The 18,995-nt window shown below is 34.3% G+C and carries 15 protein-coding genes; 6 read left to right on the forward strand and 9 right to left on the reverse strand.

Features of this window, described 5'->3' with window-relative positions:
* The first annotated feature begins 286 nt into the window (after positions 1-286).
* The gene (locus LC076_RS11075) at positions 287-1,234 is read left to right on the forward strand and encodes an arginine deiminase family protein (RefSeq protein ID WP_226668782.1); all 948 of its coding nucleotides are present in this window, start codon (positions 287-289) and stop codon (positions 1,232-1,234) included.
* A 192-nt stretch (positions 1,235-1,426) separates the two neighbouring features.
* On the opposite strand, the gene LC076_RS11080 is transcribed toward LC076_RS11075, so the two are convergent.
* On the reverse strand, positions 1,427-2,182 hold the full coding sequence (locus tag LC076_RS11080; RefSeq protein WP_226668785.1) for a YqcI/YcgG family protein: 756 nt from the start codon (positions 2,180-2,182) through the stop codon (positions 1,427-1,429).
* A gap of 447 nt (positions 2,183-2,629) precedes the next feature.
* Between LC076_RS11080 and LC076_RS11085 the strand changes: the two genes are divergently transcribed.
* Both LC076_RS11085 and LC076_RS11090 read left to right on the forward strand, forming a co-directional pair.
* Positions 2,630-4,138, forward strand: coding sequence for a malate:quinone oxidoreductase (locus LC076_RS11085; RefSeq protein ID WP_226668788.1), 1,509 nt, complete (start codon positions 2,630-2,632; stop codon positions 4,136-4,138).
* 599 nt (positions 4,139-4,737) lie between these two features.
* Positions 4,738-5,616, forward strand: a complete 879-nt coding sequence (locus tag LC076_RS11090; RefSeq protein WP_226668791.1) for a cation diffusion facilitator family transporter — start codon at positions 4,738-4,740, stop codon at positions 5,614-5,616.
* A gap of 242 nt (positions 5,617-5,858) precedes the next feature.
* Here the strand turns inward: LC076_RS11090 and LC076_RS11095 are convergent, their stop codons facing one another.
* Positions 5,859-7,307 (reverse strand): L,D-transpeptidase family protein, encoded by a 1,449-nt coding sequence (locus LC076_RS11095; protein WP_226669330.1) that lies wholly within the window; start codon positions 7,305-7,307, stop codon positions 5,859-5,861.
* Between the two features lie 553 nt (positions 7,308-7,860).
* On the opposite strand from LC076_RS11095, the gene LC076_RS11100 reads away from it, so the two are divergent.
* Positions 7,861-8,793 carry an L-lactate dehydrogenase gene (locus LC076_RS11100; RefSeq protein WP_226668794.1) on the forward strand — a complete coding sequence of 311 codons (933 nt, stop codon included), beginning with the start codon at positions 7,861-7,863 and terminating at the stop codon, positions 8,791-8,793.
* A gap of 575 nt (positions 8,794-9,368) precedes the next feature.
* On the opposite strand, the gene LC076_RS11105 is transcribed toward LC076_RS11100, so the two are convergent.
* The 4 genes from LC076_RS11105 to LC076_RS11120 form a co-directional block, all read right to left on the reverse strand.
* Entirely contained in the window at positions 9,369-10,055 is a 687-nt protein-coding gene (locus tag LC076_RS11105) for a DUF4956 domain-containing protein (protein ID WP_226668797.1), read from the reverse strand.
* Positions 10,056-10,082: 27 nt separating this feature from the next.
* Positions 10,083-10,781 carry a polyphosphate polymerase domain-containing protein gene (locus LC076_RS11110; protein WP_226668798.1) on the reverse strand — a complete coding sequence of 233 codons (699 nt, stop codon included), beginning with the start codon at positions 10,779-10,781 and terminating at the stop codon, positions 10,083-10,085.
* A 385-nt stretch (positions 10,782-11,166) separates the two neighbouring features.
* Positions 11,167-12,465 (reverse strand): sensor histidine kinase, encoded by a 1,299-nt coding sequence (locus tag LC076_RS11115; protein WP_226668801.1) that lies wholly within the window; start codon positions 12,463-12,465, stop codon positions 11,167-11,169.
* Complete coding sequence (locus tag LC076_RS11120; protein ID WP_226668804.1) at positions 12,458-13,144, reverse strand: response regulator transcription factor; 687 nt, start codon at positions 13,142-13,144, stop codon at positions 12,458-12,460. The genes LC076_RS11115 and LC076_RS11120 overlap by 8 nt, the downstream gene beginning before the upstream one ends.
* Before the next feature lie 315 nt (positions 13,145-13,459).
* Between LC076_RS11120 and LC076_RS11125 the strand changes: the two genes are divergently transcribed.
* Entirely contained in the window at positions 13,460-15,538 is a 2,079-nt protein-coding gene (locus LC076_RS11125; protein ID WP_226668807.1) for a carbohydrate-binding domain-containing protein, read from the forward strand.
* A 53-nt stretch (positions 15,539-15,591) separates the two neighbouring features.
* Here the strand turns inward: LC076_RS11125 and LC076_RS11130 are convergent, their stop codons facing one another.
* Positions 15,592-16,890, reverse strand: coding sequence for a voltage-gated chloride channel family protein (locus LC076_RS11130; protein ID WP_226668808.1), 1,299 nt, complete (start codon positions 16,888-16,890; stop codon positions 15,592-15,594).
* A gap of 11 nt (positions 16,891-16,901) precedes the next feature.
* Positions 16,902-17,510, reverse strand: a complete 609-nt coding sequence (locus LC076_RS11135) for a DUF421 domain-containing protein (protein WP_226668811.1) — start codon at positions 17,508-17,510, stop codon at positions 16,902-16,904.
* A gap of 332 nt (positions 17,511-17,842) precedes the next feature.
* Here LC076_RS11135 and LC076_RS11140 point away from each other — a divergent pair, with 332 nt between their 5' ends.
* Positions 17,843-18,202: a phosphatase PAP2 family protein gene (locus tag LC076_RS11140; RefSeq protein WP_413465972.1), complete on the forward strand. Its 360-nt coding sequence runs from the start codon at positions 17,843-17,845 to the stop codon at positions 18,200-18,202.
* A gap of 59 nt (positions 18,203-18,261) precedes the next feature.
* On the opposite strand, the gene rluF is transcribed toward LC076_RS11140, so the two are convergent.
* Complete coding sequence (rluF, locus tag LC076_RS11145; protein ID WP_146949821.1) at positions 18,262-18,969, reverse strand: 23S rRNA pseudouridine(2604) synthase RluF; 708 nt, start codon at positions 18,967-18,969, stop codon at positions 18,262-18,264.
* Positions 18,970-18,995: the final 26 nt, after the last annotated feature.

Below are 18,995 nucleotides of genomic sequence, written 5' to 3' on the forward strand. Positions count from 1 at the left end.
GTATGACGAATAGTGGTTTTTTTTCTACATTTTACATTCAACAATTTGCTTATCGTAGAATGTTCAAAAACATTCTTAGTTCATCTAAGTTTGAGATATCAATTGAGTTAACATGTAACACTCATAAGGAAGTGCAGTAAGTAATTAAAAGTGGATAAAAAAATTATATGAATTTCATAAAAACAACAACTCGTTTGTTATTGCTAGCGATAGTCTTCTTATACATAAATTAATAACGAGAGGAAACGATAAAGAAGATAATAAAGAGGGAAGGCAGGAGAGGAACATGAAATCGTTCAAACCAAGTTGCTGGTCAGAACATGGGGAACTTGAAGTTGTTATGCTTTGCTCACCATCTAGTTTAGATATTCCAGATTTAAAAACAGCTGAAGATGTTCAGTGGAGTGCTCCTGTTAATCAATCCAAAGCACATGAAAATTTTAATGAGCTAAAAGCAGCGTTTGAAACGGAAGGAATACAGATCATTGACTATTCCGAAGAGTTAACAGAGGAAGAGAATCGATTAAGTAAACAGCTAATTAACCGTTTCTTTGTTAGAGACCTTGCTTGTGTATTTGGAGACATTATCATTCCAGGTGAACCTGGAATTTCAATGAGACGACCTGAATATATCCAATCACATCTGCTAATGAAAAAGTGGTTTCCAGAGCAATTTTTAATAAATGAAAATAATGATGTAAAAGCTCTAGAGTATGGAGATGTGCTTATTCTTAACAAAGATGCTGTATTTATTAATGTGGGGATGAGGACAAGTATTTCAAGTGTAGAGAGAATAAAGGACAAAATATTTCAAGCAGGCTTTTCTGAGATTGGTTTGATTGATTTACCACGTCGCTCAGATACACTTCACTTGGATATGAATTGTAATGTTGCAAACGAAGATCTTGTGATATCAAAAAGTTATTTGCGTTATTTCCCGGTAAATGTTTTAACTGAAACAGAATCTCGTTATGAAATGTCAGAACAATTTTTAAATCGTCATGGATTTGAGGTTTATTGGCTGAAAAATTATGAAACAATACCTGATATTAATTTTCTTAATATTAATCCAGAAACATTATTATTAAGTAAACAAGCACATAAACAGAGTATTAAAAGTCATCCTAAATTGCAAAAAAAGAACATTATTGAGATTGATGTCACAGAGTTAGAAAAATCTGGCGGAGGCATCAGATGTATGACATTACCGCTAAAGAGAAAATCTGCAAAATAATGCATATCTATTAAAGGTGTTCGATCCTGTTCTAATTCTTGCTCTTAGTCATTAGTGAGAAGGACGAAATGAAGATTGGTATTTTCCTGAGGATGTAGCTTGTACCAAAATCATAAAGAAAATCAAGCAGACTTAAATCTTTTGATAGTCTGCTCTTTCTATAAGATGTGGTTACTTTTAAATAAGCCTACTTTAAAAGCCAGAAAACTTGTTCTTCATACTAGTAAAAGGACATTTAGAAGGGCTGCTATCATCATCACTCAGAAAATACTGCTTCCATTCATGATTATCTTCTGCGCCATACCATTTTAAATCAGGATGACCAGAAACTCCATCAAACTCTACAAGCCGTTTACGAATAAGTTTTTTCATTTTACGCCCAAATACGGTTGAGTCATTTATTTCATCAAACACCCAGCGTGGTTGAAACGCCAACATCAAACAGGGAAAATAGCGGCTTTGACGTATTTGATGTGCAGGTGTGGCACAAAACGCAAAGTAAGGTTCTCCATCGAAACAAAATTCCCATTTATGGTCGGAAGGATCTGTTGGTATACCTTCTGGCCATTTTTTTTCGTCAAATGATGTTACGTTATTTAATATACTCCAAAATAATTTGCGATAATCCTCTACATTGTACCTCTCCAGAATGTCTTTAGGTGTTTCGACAAACACGGCTAAAGATGCATACTTACCCGTTTCACGAGAAATATTTCTATACTCTTTTAACGATTGTGCAAGCTCCTTTGCAGAACTTACTTCACGGGGGTCACCCATAAAGCTAAAACGAAGATTATTAGATAAAAATCCTTGTCTTGCTGGGATACAAGGATACGTATTTTCATTATCTGCAATAAGAGAAGAAAAAGCTTGATAAGCTTCTTTTTTCCATAAAGGGAGTGTTTCTATTTGTTCCTCTAACCACTCTTTATCAAAAAGTACTTTCATTTTTTTACCCTCCTTCTTTACACCAATACAATATTAAAGAAGGACTAAATGGGTGACTGTCTAGCTAATTATAGTTGATAATTAAACTGAGTTATGTTTTTTATGAGCTCTATGTCTGTTTCTTTGCTGAGAACAATTGCTATCTCTAAAGGAATAAGATAAAGAAACCATTTCAAACCCATAGCTCTATGCTTGAATCCTAAGATTTAGTGAATTCCACTTTTTGCTTATTTCAGTCTCTTGGAAGGACTTCACACTTTTTTATAAGCTCTAAATAGTTTATAATAATCAGATAATACTAGATATTTTAATCTATAAATAATTATAATAGGGAATATGATATGCTTATATAATTGATACAGAAAAGGTGTTTTCCTAGGTCGCTCCTGGCTATTTGTAACACCTAAGCAGGAGCGCCTGCAAATATAGGGGATAAGGAAGGGTATAATGAGCAACGTACAGAAAAAAACAGACGTTATCTTAATTGGTGCCGGTGTCATGAGTGCGACTTTGGGGACACTTCTGAAAGAATTAGTACCGGAATGGGAAATAACAGTGTTTGAGAAGCTCGCAAATTCGGGTGAAGAAAGTTCAAACGAATGGAATAATGCGGGAACAGGGCATGCGGCACTTTGTGAGCTTAACTATACAGATGAAAAACCAGACGGATCTATAGATATTAGCAAAGCTATAAAGGTAAATGAGCAGTTTCAAGTGTCAATGCAATTTTGGTCTTTCCTTGTAAATAACAATCTGATTAAAAATCCGCAGGACTTTATTATGCCATTGCCTCATATGAGTATGGTACAGGGAGAGCAAAATGTCACGTTTTTAAAGAAACGTTTTGAAGCATTAACAACTAATCCATTGTTTCAAGGAATGGAATTTTCTGACGATCCTGAGAAACTAATGGAATGGATTCCTCTTATTATGCAAAACCGTTCATTAAATGAATCGATTGCTGCAACAAAAATCGATACTGGAACTGATGTAAACTTTGGCGCTTTAACGCGAATGCTGTTTGATCATCTAAAGAATAAAGATGTTGATATAAATTATAACCATAGTGTTGATAATATAAATCGCAGCAGTGATGGATCATGGGAGCTAAAAGTACGTAATGTTGAAAGCGGTAACGTTGAACATCATTCAGCAAAGTTCGTCTTTATTGGTGGCGGCGGAGGAAGTTTACATTTACTTCAAAAGTCTGGCATTCCTGAAGGCAGGCATATCGGTGGATTCCCAGTGAGTGGAATATTCATGGTGTGTAATAATCCAGAGGTTGTTGCACAACATCATGCTAAAGTATACGGAAAAGCTAAGGTTGGCGCTCCTCCGATGTCTGTGCCGCATCTAGATACAAGATTCATAGAGAATAAAAAATCGCTGCTATTTGGACCTTTTGCTGGATTTTCACCTAAGTTTTTAAAAACAGGTTCAATCTTTGATTTAATCACATCTGTTAAACCAGATAACCTCATCACGATGTTAGCAGCAGGGGCAAAAAACATGTCTTTAACAAAATACCTAATTCAGCAAGTGATGTTATCGAAAGAAAAGCGTATGGAAGAACTAAGGGAATTTATTCCGAATGCACAAAGTGAGGATTGGGATTTTGTTGTAGCTGGTCAACGTGTGCAAGTGATTAAAGATACTGAAGCTGGTGGCAAGGGTACCCTGCAATTTGGTACAGAAGTGATAAGTGCTGCTGATGGCTCAATAGCAGCATTACTAGGTGCCTCTCCAGGTGCATCAACGGCTGTTCATGTTATGCTTGATGTGATTAAAAGATGTTTTCCACAACATATGGAAGAATGGGAACCAAAAATTAAAGAAATGATTCCATCTTATGGTATATCACTAATGGAAAACCCGAAGCTCTTACAGGAGATTCACACCTCGACCTCAGAAACTCTGGGTTTAAGTGAAAAAAAAACGGCCTATAGCTATTCTTGATATAAAAACAAAGGTATGAAATCAATAGATAAGCAACTTTGATAACTCTTTTCAAGAAGAAATCATTATTTCTTCAATATGGAACGAGTTTAATCAGAACCTATTTCTACTAGTAGGTGTTTGAATGGCACTATTAAAATATAAATACTTTTATTAAGGCTATAAAAGCTTAATGTTGATTTTTAGCACTTTGTTGATTGGGAGTGAAAGGCATGAGACTCCTGCGGGAGAAGCGTGTCGAAGGGAGACCCCACAGGCGCTTGCGCCGAGGAGGCTTCCGGACCTAGGAAAAAACGAACTGCATTTTTTCTCGGGAAAGCGAATGCCTGTAACGGAAATCAACAACAAAGTTTAACAGAGCCTTTTAAAAAAAACACCTTTATTAGTTAATTCTGATAAAGGTGTTTTTTTTGGTTATAGGTAAGTAATGATAAAGATCATAATTATTTTTGTTTAGGTACTTGTTCTTTACTCATTTTTTTCCTCCATGAAACATTGTTGTATACCTATGATTTATATGGATTAACGGAAAAAGATTGCTATAGACCCACATAACTCTCGCTTGGTAAACTATTCAAGCAGTGATTGGAGGAGAAGAAGTGAACGAACAAAAGTACTCAAACCTTAAATTAGGAGAGCGAGGAGCGATTATTAGTATAATTGCTTACTTATTCTTATCCATAGTAAAGTTAGTTGTGGCAAATCTTAGTCATTCAGAAGCTTTAAAGGCTGATGGGTTAAATAATAGCACGGATATACTGGCCTCAATTGCAGTACTAGTAGGGTTAAGGCTATCACAAAAACCAGCTGATGAAGATCATCCTTATGGTCATTGGAAGGCTGAAATGGTTGCTTCTATGTTCGCATCTTTTATTATGTTCGCTGTAGGTGTTCAAGTACTATTCAGTGCTGCTCATTCTATCTGGAATGGAGTAGAAGAAGCTCCTGATATGATTTCCGTATGGACAGGTTTACTATCCTCAGCCATTATGTATTTTGTTTACCGATATAATAAAAAACTCTCCCTTAAAATAAAAAGTCATGCGGTGATGTCAGCAGCAAAGGATAATCTTTCTGATGCATGGGTTAGTATTGGAACAGTGATTGGTATTGTAGGATCACAGTTTAATCTACCTTGGCTTGATCCTCTTACAGCAACAATCGTGGGTATGCTAATTTGCAAAACTGCATGGGACATATTCAAAGATGCTTCACATCAACTAACAGATGGCTTTGATCAAAGTTTAATCAGTGAATATAAAGAAGCTATAAGTGAAATCAATGATGTAAGAAACGTTAAGGATATTAAGGCAAGAAATTATGGAAATAACGTTGTTGTAGATACAGTAATAACTGTAAATTCTAATCTAGATATTCAAACAGCACATGATATATCTACAAAAGTTGAGAAAAAACTAAAAGAGGATTTTGAAATTTATGATGTACATGTTCATGTCGAACCTAATGAATACATATAAAGTAATGTACCCTTGGTAACGATTGGTTACTTTAGAGAAATAAAACAGCGAAATTTCATTTTTTCTAGCAGTACTTTTACATTAACTTACTGATATGATTAAGAAGGTCAAAGGTACTGACGAAGAGGAGGCATGCATCACGCCCTGAGAAAGAAGACAAAAAGGTCTGCTGTGGTGTTTATTATCTACTAATCAAATAAAAAAACAGGAAATCTTTACAATTTCCTGTTCGCACTTACTTTCTAATAAACAACAACTGGATCATAGATACTTAGATTATCGTAAACTGATTTCATCACACTAGGCGATACATTTACACAGCCTCCAGAACCTGCTGTAAGATAGGCATTGCTTGCCCAGTTGCTACGCCAACTAGCATCATGAAAACCTTGCCCACTGTTTGTAAATGGTGCCCAATAGTCTACTTCAATTGAATAATTAGGATTGCCTGCAGAACTACCCGACAGTGTGTAGGGAGATCTTTTATAAAGGATATACCACACTCCTGGTGATGTATCTTCTTGTGTGCTATGTTTTCCGGTCACAACATTAGTTGTGACAACCAATTTTCCTTCTTTGTAAATCCAGATACGCTGTTCTTTAATAGATACTTCAGCATAAGTTTCACCTATGCCATTGTTTGTGATCGTTTCATAGCCATAGCCCTCATTGCTCCAGCCATTTCCAATAATATTAGATGCCGCAATCGATTTTTCCCCTTTTTCAAAAATACCTTGAATAAGTGCTGTTTCCTTATCAACATCAAGTGCCCAGCCATACCCTTGTCCTTTAACTGATATGACTGATCCTGAATGGGTCTTAAAGGTAAAGTTTTTTCCTAATGTGGATTGAGAGATATTGATTTCACTGATTTTATTTTTGATATGACTTGGATCTATGGTAATTTTCATGTCCTTTGAAATTGAGGCATTTTTAATAAGGTCGCTTGCTTTTAGTGAGTAAACCTTATCTTGTACCTTATAATCAACACTATTCTCAAGGAGTTCTTGTAATTTCCTTTCTTCATTCATAACAATCTGACTATCTTCCTTAATAGGTTGCTTGAATACAGGATTTAGCTTAATTTCACTAATATATTCCTGTTTTTCGAACTCTTCTAGAAGTTTAGGAACATCATATTGTGTTCCATCAACACTTTTCGAAATTGTTATTTTTCCTTGCTCAAGAATCGCTTTTGCATCTTTAGGTGCTGTTAAATTTTTGTTCATTAGAAGGAGTTTTTCTTCCACTTCGGCTTTTAAGGTTTCGTTTCGGTATTGATCACTTTTACTAGGCAATAACGAATATTTCATTTCCTTAGTGGAAGGAAAGAATGTCCATTGACTTTTTAACAGTTTTTTAACCTGTGGTAAATCTTCTTTTGTAAACACCATTTGAGTATTTTTTCCATCTATTATTCGTTCTTGTCCAATATAAACATCATTATCTAGTTCAGTAGCTTGAAGTTTATTCAAGGCTTCTTCTGCAGACATGCCGCTAACGTTTACATTATTGATCGTTATATTTTGATTAAAGTGGTACATTTGATAATAGCTCATTATAGCTACAATGAGTGCGATAATAATGATAATGATTGTTGTGATAACCTTCCAGCTTTTATACCACTTAGTTTTTTTGTGTCTTGGTTTGTAAACTTCTCCAACTGATTGTTCTATAACATTTTCCATAATTGCCCCTCCACATACCCTTTAACATCTTTACCCTTTAAAATTATACTCTTTTATTATAATTCTACTAGATAGTATAGCGTAAACTTTGTCGTTATTTGTAATATTAAATATTTATTATGTAAAATTTTAGTAAGCAGAACAAGTTGTGGAATTACTCTTAAAAATGATTAATGGATTGTGTAAAAGGTATGAACCAATTAGACCATAAAAAGTCCTATATATCTATTAGATTGTTTAACAATTACTACCTTTAGAATAACTTGATCATTAGAAAAATAACATAAATTTACATTAGTTATTCGAGATGATGATATGCTTACAAATATAAAAATAGAACAATTTGCTGCTAATGTTTACGTGTGATATTTATTACATACCAGTACTAATTGTCATGTTATGATTTGTTCAATACTAAAGGATTTTGACAAGGCTCCTAGGTCGGCAGTTTTTTCAGAAAAGAGACATACTAAAAAACATCATGAATTTTGAAATTATTATATATAGATAGCTGAACTTTTAATAGAAAAAATATAAATAAACGGAGGAAAACAAAATGAATTTAACTCATGGAAATAAAGTAGTATTAGTTGGAACTGGGGCAGTAGGATCAAGTTATGCTTACGCATTAATGAATCAAGGCATATGTGATGAACTAGTTCTTATCGATTTAAATGAGGAAAAAGCAAAAGGCGATGTTATGGACTTAGATCATGGAATTGTTTATGCCCCAAGTGCCATGAATATCAAATTTGGTAACTATAAAGATTGTCAGGATGCAGCAATTGTTGTGATTTGTGCGGGTGCGGCACAAAAACCTGGAGAAACTAGATTAGATCTTGTAAGCAAGAATGTAAAGATTTTTGAATCAGTTGTTGGAGGTATTATGGAGTCTGGGTTTAATGGTATTTTCTTAGTAGCTACGAACCCGGTTGATATTTTGGCTTATGCTACATGGAAAATATCTGGTTTACCAAAAGAACGAGTGATTGGTTCTGGAACAGTTTTAGATTCTGCTAGATTTCGATATTTATTAGGTGAAGAATTTGAAACAGCTCCAACAAGTGTGCATGGATATATTATTGGTGAACATGGCGATTCACAGCTTCCAGTTTGGAGCTTAGCAAATATATCAGGAACACCCATTGCACAGAAGTTAACAGAAGAAAGAAAAGAAGAGATCTCAATACAGGTTCGTGATGCAGCATATAAAATTATTGAATCTAAAGGTGCAACTTATTATGGAATCGCAATGGGGTTAGCGAGAATAACAAGAGCCATTTTAAGAAATGAGAATGTTGTTTTACCAGTAGGAGCATTGCTAGAAGGTGAAAACGGGCATAGTGATGTATATATTGGTATTCCTTCAGTCATTAACCGAACAGGAATTAAAAAGGTTGTAGAATTAACATTGAACGAAAAAGAACAAGCGCAACTGGCGAAATCTGTGAAAACACTTAAGGATATCCAAGAGCAAATTTGGAAGTGAGATTCATTAAGATTAGAATTATGAAACTTGATTGGATAGGTAAATGAAAAAGTCTCCAAACTGAAGGTGTATTTAAGAAGGTTGTGACAAGATATGTTGCTAATTAATGGCTTTATCAGTTAGAAACAGTGTACTACCGGATAAAAGGTTTGTTTCTTAGAAAGAAAAGATGCCACTAGACTTGATAAAGAGTTGTTTCCATAACTATTCTAGAAAACAATAAAGATTAATAAAATAGCCATAATTAAAAGAGGGTAGGACATAAGTATTTAAGCTAATGATAAACCCGAATTATTAGGTGATATGTCAAGTAAACATTCGCCTAATAGTTCGGGTTTTTATTTGCTGTTTTTAATGATTTTTTTGATTTTGTATATTATTTTTAAGAACTAGTGGAATGGAGCGGAAGACAATCGACTCCTACGGGAATAGAGGAAAGGCTAAGACCCCGCAAGCGTAGCTGAGGAGGCTTAGCTTCCTCCCCGGCGAATGGAGTGTCTGCAGCGAAATGGATCGAACTTGTTCCTTTCAGCTTAATTAATTATGTCCCAGCCTATATTTTTAAAAATATTACATTATGCAGTGAAATTCCCATCATAACTTAACATAACGGCAGATTTAATGCCTACCATACTGGAAATCGTATTAATAAAATTCATGTCAGAGTTCTGTACACGGATTTCATAAGTAAGTTCGAAGTCATTCCCCGGCATAACAGACTTAGATTTGATCGTAAATTTATTAACATGCTCTGAAATAATGTGATTTAGTGATTTTTCAACACTAATGTCCTGATATCGTACAACTAATAAGTAAGGATTTTCAATTTTAATTTTATTTACAAAGATGATTAACACTAAACCGATCAGAACAGAGCCGATAATTGCTAAGATAATGAAGCCCGCTCCACATAATATACCGACAATAATAGCCCAAAAGAGATAGACAATATCCATTGGATCTTTAATAGGTGTACGGAAACGAACAATTGATAGCGCCCCAACCATTCCTAGTGACAGCAAAACATTTGAAGAAATCCCCATAATAATCAATGATGTTGCCATTGACATAATTATGAGTGAAATATTAAACGTGTGTGAATAGATAACACCCGAGAAGGTTTTCTTATAAACCACATAAATAAATAATCCAATAAAAAATGCGACAAGCAGACCAATCAACGAGTCGATAATTGAGATACTACCTGTTTTCTCCAATATACTTGATTTGAAAATATCTTTAAAATTCACTGTGTTTTCCATGTTTATTCCTCCAGTTGATGGTATTGATTAACCATACATCCTACTAATCTGATATTTTGAATAAGTGCCCATTCTTCTGTGTCCAATTTGCAGCAATTGCTTAATAACTGTGGGTAGAAACTCATCATATTTCACTTCGAGGATAACGATATCTGGATTTGTTTCAACCATTGCTAAATGAGGGTTAAGCACATCATTATTACGCAAACTAGTTTTAATAGAGCTATCAAATGTAACCCGTACATTGCCATATTGATAGATGAAGACTTCGCGCTCATAATCAACAACGGTTAATGGCTTTAGTTGAAAAAGAATACTTTGATAATATAAATCTCTTATTAGTGATCTTGTATCATTTTCCATCCAGTTGATATTGCCTACTCTCATTTGTTCATATTCCTCGGCCGTTATTTGACATTTTTGTTTGAATGTCAGGTTATTTCGTTTACTCTTCTTTTCGAGATGAAGAAATTTCATATTAAAATCGTAAAGTCGTACTCTAAATTTATCTCGATCATAAAACCCTTCTTTCTTTTGGTTAAGTACTTTGTTATCGAAGTTATCAAAATAAACACTTCTAATTAAATACTTCCCATCATCGTTTGCGTGAGGATCAACATTCATATAATGTTTTAACTTATTTCTAAGTAAATAACAGTCCATTTTAGTTATTTCATGTTTAATCTCTCTTCGGCCTTTACTACCATTCAGGCTAAATGTATCCATGCTTTTTTCTCCTTTGTTGATAAAATACAATTGTTGTATGTAAATATTCCTTAATGTACTTCTTAACTGCTTATTCACATTATTTAGGACAAACCTTAAATAAACCTTAAAAGAAATCCTTTGCTAATTTGATTGCTTATATTTGTTTCAGCGATCACAAAGAAGTGTTGTTTAAGAAGGATGTTTTTCGTCAACATTGTTGTTTTAACAACTCTAAGTAAATAGCACGTTAAAAAGACGATTGGCATCTTTTCTTCCTAGATTACTACCTTTTATGCTATAAAAATAAATGTTCCGATTGTATAATTAGGTCACAATCTTTCAGAAAAAAGTCTTTAACAAAGGTGTGAACATAACAAAAAAAGACCACAAAAATTGTGATCTTTTACTTCGGTAATTTGATTTTAAATGTAGTGCCTTTTTGGGGGTGTCGAATTACCTTAATCGTGCCATCGTGTTTATTCACAATCCATTGGGCAATTGATAGTCCAAGTCCACTACCACCGCTATCTCTAGATCGTGCACGATCTTCCCGGTAAAAGCGGTCAAAAATATGTTGAATATTTTCTTCTTTAATGCCAATGCCTGTGTCTGTTACTTCTAATACAAATCTTTGATCTTCAACATATGTTTTGATCCCAATACTGTCATTCTCGCTTGTATATTTTAGTGCATTATCTAATAATATGACGAGTAGTTGATGAAAACGAACTTCATCTACGCTTAGCTGTAAACGGCTACCTAAATTTAACCAGAAATGTTTATCCTGTGACTCTGCAATCTCAACATAAGGAGCACTTGCTTTCTCAATAAACGAGTCGATTGCTAGTGATTCTTTCATCAATGGGGTATCCGAATCTGCTCTAGCTAATGTGAGTAAATCTGTTGTCAGTTTTGATAAACGTCTTGTTTCCGATAGGCTTAGGGCAATATTTTCAAATTTGTTGATAATTTTTTCATGTGGTTGTGTGAGAAGTAACTCTAATTTGTTTTGAATAATTGTTAATGGTGTCCGTAATTCATGTGAGGCATTTTCCACAAATTCAGCTTGTTTATTCCAAGAGTAGATAATCGGTTTCATCATTCTCTTAGATAAAAGGTAACTTGCTGAAATCGATAAGATAATAAAAATGAAAGAGCATATAATGATTAATTTACCAAAGTTATTAAGAATTGTTTGTTCTCCATCTATATTAATCAATAACTGTGTATAGGCAATATCATTTTCTGTTGTAGTATCTTTAAAAGAGAGAGATCGGAAATGAAATTGTTCATCGATAGTTAAGTTAGTGATTGTGTTTAGATTGGTTTTATCAAGTGTGTAATCTTGTAAATAATTTTCATAAATTAACGTTCCAATTTGAGCTTGGTTGATAATTATTCCATTGTTATTAAAATGTAAAACAATAATTCTTGGATTTATTCTTCGTTGATCTTCAGGTGGTGGATTTCGGTCTGGTTCATTATCATTTTGATTTTTGGGTGATAATTTCTCACCTTTCATAGGAGAATCAACAATCATATTCTTAAACTCTACTAATTCTTCATCTGTTTGTGAAAATAAGGTGCGTTGTACTTGTCCGAAGATAATGACACCAAAAATGGTGAAGATAATCGTAAAGGCAATCATGTTTAAAATCATAAATGTGGCTTGTTGTTTACGAAACATTTTTTGTTTAAACATGACCTTCCTCATTTTCAGAAAGCATATAGCCTAATCCACGAAAGGTTTTTATATATTTGTCATAAGAAACAGCTTTAAGATTTTTGCGTAAATGGCTAGCATAAACCTCCACAACTGTTGTTGACGTATCAGATTCAAAGCCCCAAATTCGGTCGAAAATCTGTTCCTTTGTTAATATTGTATTTTTATTAGTAACCAAGTACTCCAGTAAATCAAATTGTTTACCATTTAACTTAATAAACTCTTCACCTAGCATAGCTGTCTTATTTTTCACATTTAATTTTAATTCTTTAAATGTTAGAGTATTTTCTTTTAACCCTCCACCTGATCTTCTTATAATTGCTTCTAATCGTAATAGTAGCTCTTCACGATGAAATGGCTTCACTAAATAATCATCTGCACCAACTTTGAAGCCATGAATCTTATCTTCCATTCCATCTTTTGCTGTAAGAATAATAACTGGTGTATGTATCTCCTTTTTTCTGAGCTCTTGTAGAACTTCGTAGCCGTTCATATTGGGCATCATGATATCAAGAATAATACAGTCAAATATATTTTGTTCTGCTAAATAAAGACCTTCTTCACCATTATAAGCTTGCTCAGTAGCAAACAAATCTTGTGTTGTTTCTTTAATGGTTTCAGAGAGATATTTGTCATCTTCAATAATTAATAACTTCATTTTTTATCTCCTTTTCCTCATCAAATAAGGTTAAGTAAGATTATAGGACGAAAATAGAGAGAAAAGCAAAATGTTTTTTTGTAATGGCTGATTGTTGCTATTTGACGTCTTTATCTGCTAGAAGCAGTGTTTTATTTCATAAAAGTTGCGATTTGTAGGAGAAAAGATGCCACTAGAGATGATACATGTTTCCATCAGGATTCTAAAAACAACAAAGTTTAACAGAGCCGAATTTTTAAGGTTTTATTAAGGTTCGTCCTAGATAATGGGAAACACAGGGGGTCTGACCCCACTAGGAATTAGGAGATGGAGAATATGAAAAGTCATTCTAAATATGTAAAAATCATCGTTGTTTTATTAAGTCTGGATTTATTGTTTGCTTGTAGTAAATCGGCAAATTTAAATGAAGCGAGTACAGGAAGTGCAGTTGTAGATGAAGAGGTAAGCAAAGTAATTAGTGAAAAAGTTCCTTATGATGAAGATGATTTTTACACAGATTGGGAAAGTGAAAATCCAACGTATATTGAGCTAGATGGAGCAAACGCAATCTTTGATGCATCAGCTGCTGTTATTTTTTCTAATCAAGTATTAACAATTAAGGCTAGTGGTGTATATGTTCTTAGCGGTAAATTGAATGACGGACAAATTGTTGTCGAAGCAGTGGATAAAAAAACAGTGAAATTAGTATTAAACGGCGTAGAAATTACTTCCTCAAATACTTCAGCTCTGCATATTAAGAATGCTGAAAAAACGGTTATCTCACTTGTGGATGGAACAGAGAATAGTATGACAGATGGTAAAGAATATCTTTCAACAGATTCTTCAGATGAACCGAATGCCACGATTTTTAGTAAAGATGATCTTACGATAAATGGGAATGGTAAGCTGAAAATCAACGGTAATTATAATAATGGACTTACGAGTAAGGATGAACTGAAAATAACAGGCGGAGATATAAGTATTAAAGCCACTGATGATGGTGTCATGGGTAGAGATCTTGTTGCAGTAAAAGAAGGGAACATTAGCATTAAAGCTGGTGGAGATGGAATAAAATCTACCAATGATGAAGATACAACAAAAGGCTCAATTGTCCTAGAAGGTGGATCCTTTGACATTGTATCTGGTAACGATGGAATCCAAGCAATATCATCACTAGCAATAAATGATGGATCCTATACGATTACAACAGGTGGTGGAAGTCCAGAAACAATAGCCAATTTCGATAGCAGAATGCAAGGATCAAGAGAGGATATGACAACAGAAACACCAGCATCTGAGGTTGAATCTGAAAGCTTCAAAGGCTTAAAAGCTTCAGTAGATTTAACAATTGCAGGTGGAACATTTGATATTAACTCATCAGACGATGCAGTACACAGTAATCAAAATATTATTATAGCTGGTGGTGAGATGAAAATTGCATCAGGTGATGATGGTATTCATGCAGATTCCTCTGTTGTTACAAAAGGTGGAGAAATCACGATTACAAAAAGCTATGAAGGAATTGAAGGTAATATTGTTACTATTAACGATGGTACGATTCGTTTGACGTCAAGTGATGATGGAATTAATGTTGCTGGTGGTAATGATGGATCAGGTATCGATATGAATGTAGCTTCTTCTGAAACTAGCATGCTCACAATTAATGGTGGAACAATTTTTGTTAATGCAGACGGTGATGGGCTAGATGCTAATGGCTCTATTACGATGACAGATGGTCAAGTGGTTGTGAATGGTCCAACGAATAGTGGGAATGGCTCACTAGATTATGATGGAACCTTTGACATAACAGGTGGAACAATCGTTGCATCAGGTAGTTCAGGTATGGCACAAGCTGCTTCAGAACAATCATCTCAATACTCGATATTAATGAGTTTTCCAGAAATACAAACAGCAGGTACATTAGTACATTTAGAAGATAGTGAAGGAAAGCAAATTTTAACCTACCTATCTGAAAAGGAATACCAATCGATCTTCTTCAGTTCACCTGATTTACAAAAAGACAGTTCGTATACATTATTTACGGAGGGCTCAGCTGATGGAGAAGAGATAAATGGAATATATATGGAAGATATTAACTATCAAGAAGGTACAAAGGTTCTTGATTTCACACTATCAACCTCTGTGACTTGGTTAAATGAATCTGGCATAACAACTGCTCACTCTTCAGGTGGTCCTGGTGTTGGTGGCTTTAATTCTTCTGGTGAAGGACATATGGGGGTACCAGAAAGAGGTAATATGACGGATATTTTTCAAGATTTAGATGAAGGAACGATAGAAAAAGTACAAGCAATAATGGATCAGGAAAGAGCAGGCACAATTACACGGGAAGAAGCTCAAGTTCAACTAGAGGAACTAGGAGTTGAATTATCTAGAGGTGGGGGAATACGACCATAAATAATGCTAAAAAGCCATTTGAGGTAAAACTCAAATGGCTTTTATATGGTTAATCATTTTGGCTTTTCCACATCTTCTATCGTTTCACCGTTACGAACACCATATAATCTACTTTTTGGTTCATAGATTTTTTGAGATGGCCATAATCCATGGTGACCTGAAAATAAGTAACTAACAAAACAAGCGATAAAAAAATACTCTAATCCTTTTCCATCAAACATTTCCATAGCTAATAGAAATGCTGCTAGTGGTGTATTGGTTCCACCGCTAAAAAGTGCAATCAAACCTAAGGCGGCGAGAAATGATAGAGGTAAATCCATAAATGTATGTAGAGTGTTACCCAATGTCGCCCCTATGAAAAATAATGGTATTGCCTCTCCTCCAACAAAGCCTGTACCAAGTGTGATTGCTGTAAAGATGAGCTTAACTAGAAAGGCAAAGGGAGGAACATCTTCTTGAAAAGATTGCTGCAGCATCTCTAAGCCCCGACCATTGTAATCCTGTGAACCAACTATTAAAGTGAAAATCACAATAATAATACCACCAAAAAAAGCTCTTTTTATATGGTTCTTCTTAAATAGTTTCTCAGTATACTTTTGTATTCCATGTCTCAGCTGGCAATAAAGCATACTCAACAATCCGAAAATAATGGATACTAGAATCACCTTTATAAAGATCATCATAGAATGTTCTGGCACACTTTGAATCGTAAACTTTTCGTGTTCATGTCCAAGCACCGCTGTTGTCATAAAGTGTCCAGCAAAACTTGCAACAATACAAGGTAATAGTGCTTCATATTTCAGCTTTCCTAAAGCAGCCATTTCCATTCCAAAAACAGCGCCAGTAATAGGGGTCCCAAAAGCTGCACCAAACCCCGCGCTAATACCACTCATAATTAAGATTTTCGTGTCTAGTACATTTACTTTAAATAGTTTATTGACAGCTTGAGCGACACTGCCGCCCATTTGAACCGCTGCTCCTTCTCTTCCTGTGGATCCTCCGAAAATGACTGTTATGAAGGTACCTAAATAAACGATCGGTCCCATTCTCTTAAGAACCTTTTTGTTTCCATGAACAGCTTCTATTACTAGATTATTAAGATCTGCAGCATCATGTAGTGTGTTATTGATATAAACTCTTCCATAATTTGTATATATATATCCAATTAATATCCCGCCAAATGGCAGAAGAAATATTAGCCAATCTCTTTTCTCTCTGACGTCACCTATATAATCATTGGTCTCTAAAAGGAACGTTGTTGTTGTACCTACAATTACACCAATAATAGTTCCAAGTAATATCCATCGAAAAAGTAAAGAAAAGAAGGTTGTGTATTTTTTCTTTATGTTCATTTTAGCTTTCCTCATTTTAAATTCTCAGGAATTTTTTTTATATGGTCGGACTTTTTCACTTCAGTAAAAAGATCATCATAGTCACTTGAATCTGCTGCTGTTTTACTAGATGAATTGGTTTGGTTCTTCTCAATTAATTCCTTTAACATCTGAATATCGTCTTTTGTTGCAACTTGTTTATTTGGTTTTACGATATATCCAAGTTGTCCGTTTGTTTCAATGGTTGCCCATTTCAAATCACTAATATTTTGGATACTTTGCTGTCTTAGTCGTACTTCAAGCATGTCGACAGTTAAGCGCAACTTTTTGAGATTTCTTTCATTAATTTTCCCATCTTCTACTACTATTAGAGATTTACCATAAATAAAAGATTCTAAAGAGTCATATTTCATAACAATATACTCAATAAAAAGGAGGGTCGATACCATTAAAAATGTAACCACCATCGTAATCCAAATGTTTCGGTCATTTACTGGTTGGATGATTAAAGATCCTACTGCGATCATCATGACAGTTTGAGCAACTGTTAGTTGGGAAATGGACTTTCTACCTGCTAAACGTAAAATTAACACGCCTCCAATTACAATGACGACAGCTTTCCATATAAAATTAAAATCCACAATTATTCCTCCGTAAACAACATCTTAATAGGTATAGAATGGCAGATAATGTCTTGGAATATTCGTAGTTAAACAGATGTTAGAACGTTTGGTGTGCGATTTTTTATTATATTTAACAGTCATTCTTTTATTACTAGAGCTAATTAATATCTTCAAATTTATTTCCCAGTAAATGAACGTAGTGTATTTTGTTAAATGTTTTAAATGTAATTCAGTAGGTTAAAGGAAAAAGCACTTAAATGAAGTTGGAGAAAATCATTTAGAGTTATCCTTTTTGAGAGGTGGACGACCAATGGGGAATTTTATTTACAGTTATAACAGTAGGTGGTGGTTTGCTAGTCCAACTCTTAAAACATACTTATCAAAGAGAAAGGCCATCGATTATAGAAGTAATTGATGCGGTTGGATATAGCTTTCCGAGTGGTCATGCTATGGTATCGCTAATTTTCTATGGATTTCTCACCTATATTATGGCAAGAAAAACAAGTTCAAAGGCATTAAAATGGAGTATTACTAGTTTAGCAAGCATTCTAGTCCTATCGATTGGACTTAGTAGAGTCTATTTAGAAGCCCATTATCCTAGTGAAATAGTTGTAGGTTATTTGGCTGGATCAGTATGGTTAATTCTTAATCTTATTACTTTTGAATGGGTGAAATGGCAAAGTGAAAGGAAGAAATCGGCAAGAATGTAATGAAGGAGGATGTGAAAAAAAATGACCCAAGCTATGATCTAGGCCATTTTTTCATTTCTTTACCATTGTTTAGGTTCATAATTCAATTCACTGAATAATCGAGTGCGCTCTTTTTTTGATAAATCTCGCCATTGACCAGGAGGAAGATTACCTAGGTGAATATTCATTATGCGAGTTCTTTGCAGTCTGAACACTTCGTAACCTAATTCAGCACACATGCGACGGATTTGTCTGTTTAATCCTTGTGTCAAAATGATTTGAAAATCAAATTTGGAAAGCTGTCTTACTTCACAAGGAAGTGTAACAGTATCCAATATTTTAACGCCCTCTGACATTTTTTTTAAGAACTCCGGAGTAATCGGTTTATCTACTGAAACGATATATTCTTTTTCATGCTTGTTTTCAGCACGTAAAATTTCATTAACAATATCCCCATCATTTGTAAGGAGAATTAAGCCATCAGAATCTTTATCAAGTCTTCCAATATTAAAAATTCTTAATGGATGATTGACTAAATCGACAATATTTCCTTTTACACCTTTTTCCGTTGTGCTAGTTATACCTACAGGTTTATTTAAAGCAATATACACATAATTGGGAGCTAATCGAACAGGCGCGCCATTAACTAAAACATCATCACCTGGCTCAACTTGACTACCAATTTTAGCAGGCTTTCCATTTATTGTGACCCTGCCTTCACTAATTAATTTATCTGCACCTCGTCTAGATGTTTTACCAGATTCACTTATATATTTATTAATACGCATCTTAACACATCCTAAGCAAAAGGGTT

It is taken from the genome of Metabacillus litoralis, assembly GCF_020524045.1.
GTDB classification, from domain to species: Bacteria; Bacillota; Bacilli; order Bacillales; family Bacillaceae; genus Metabacillus; species Metabacillus litoralis_C.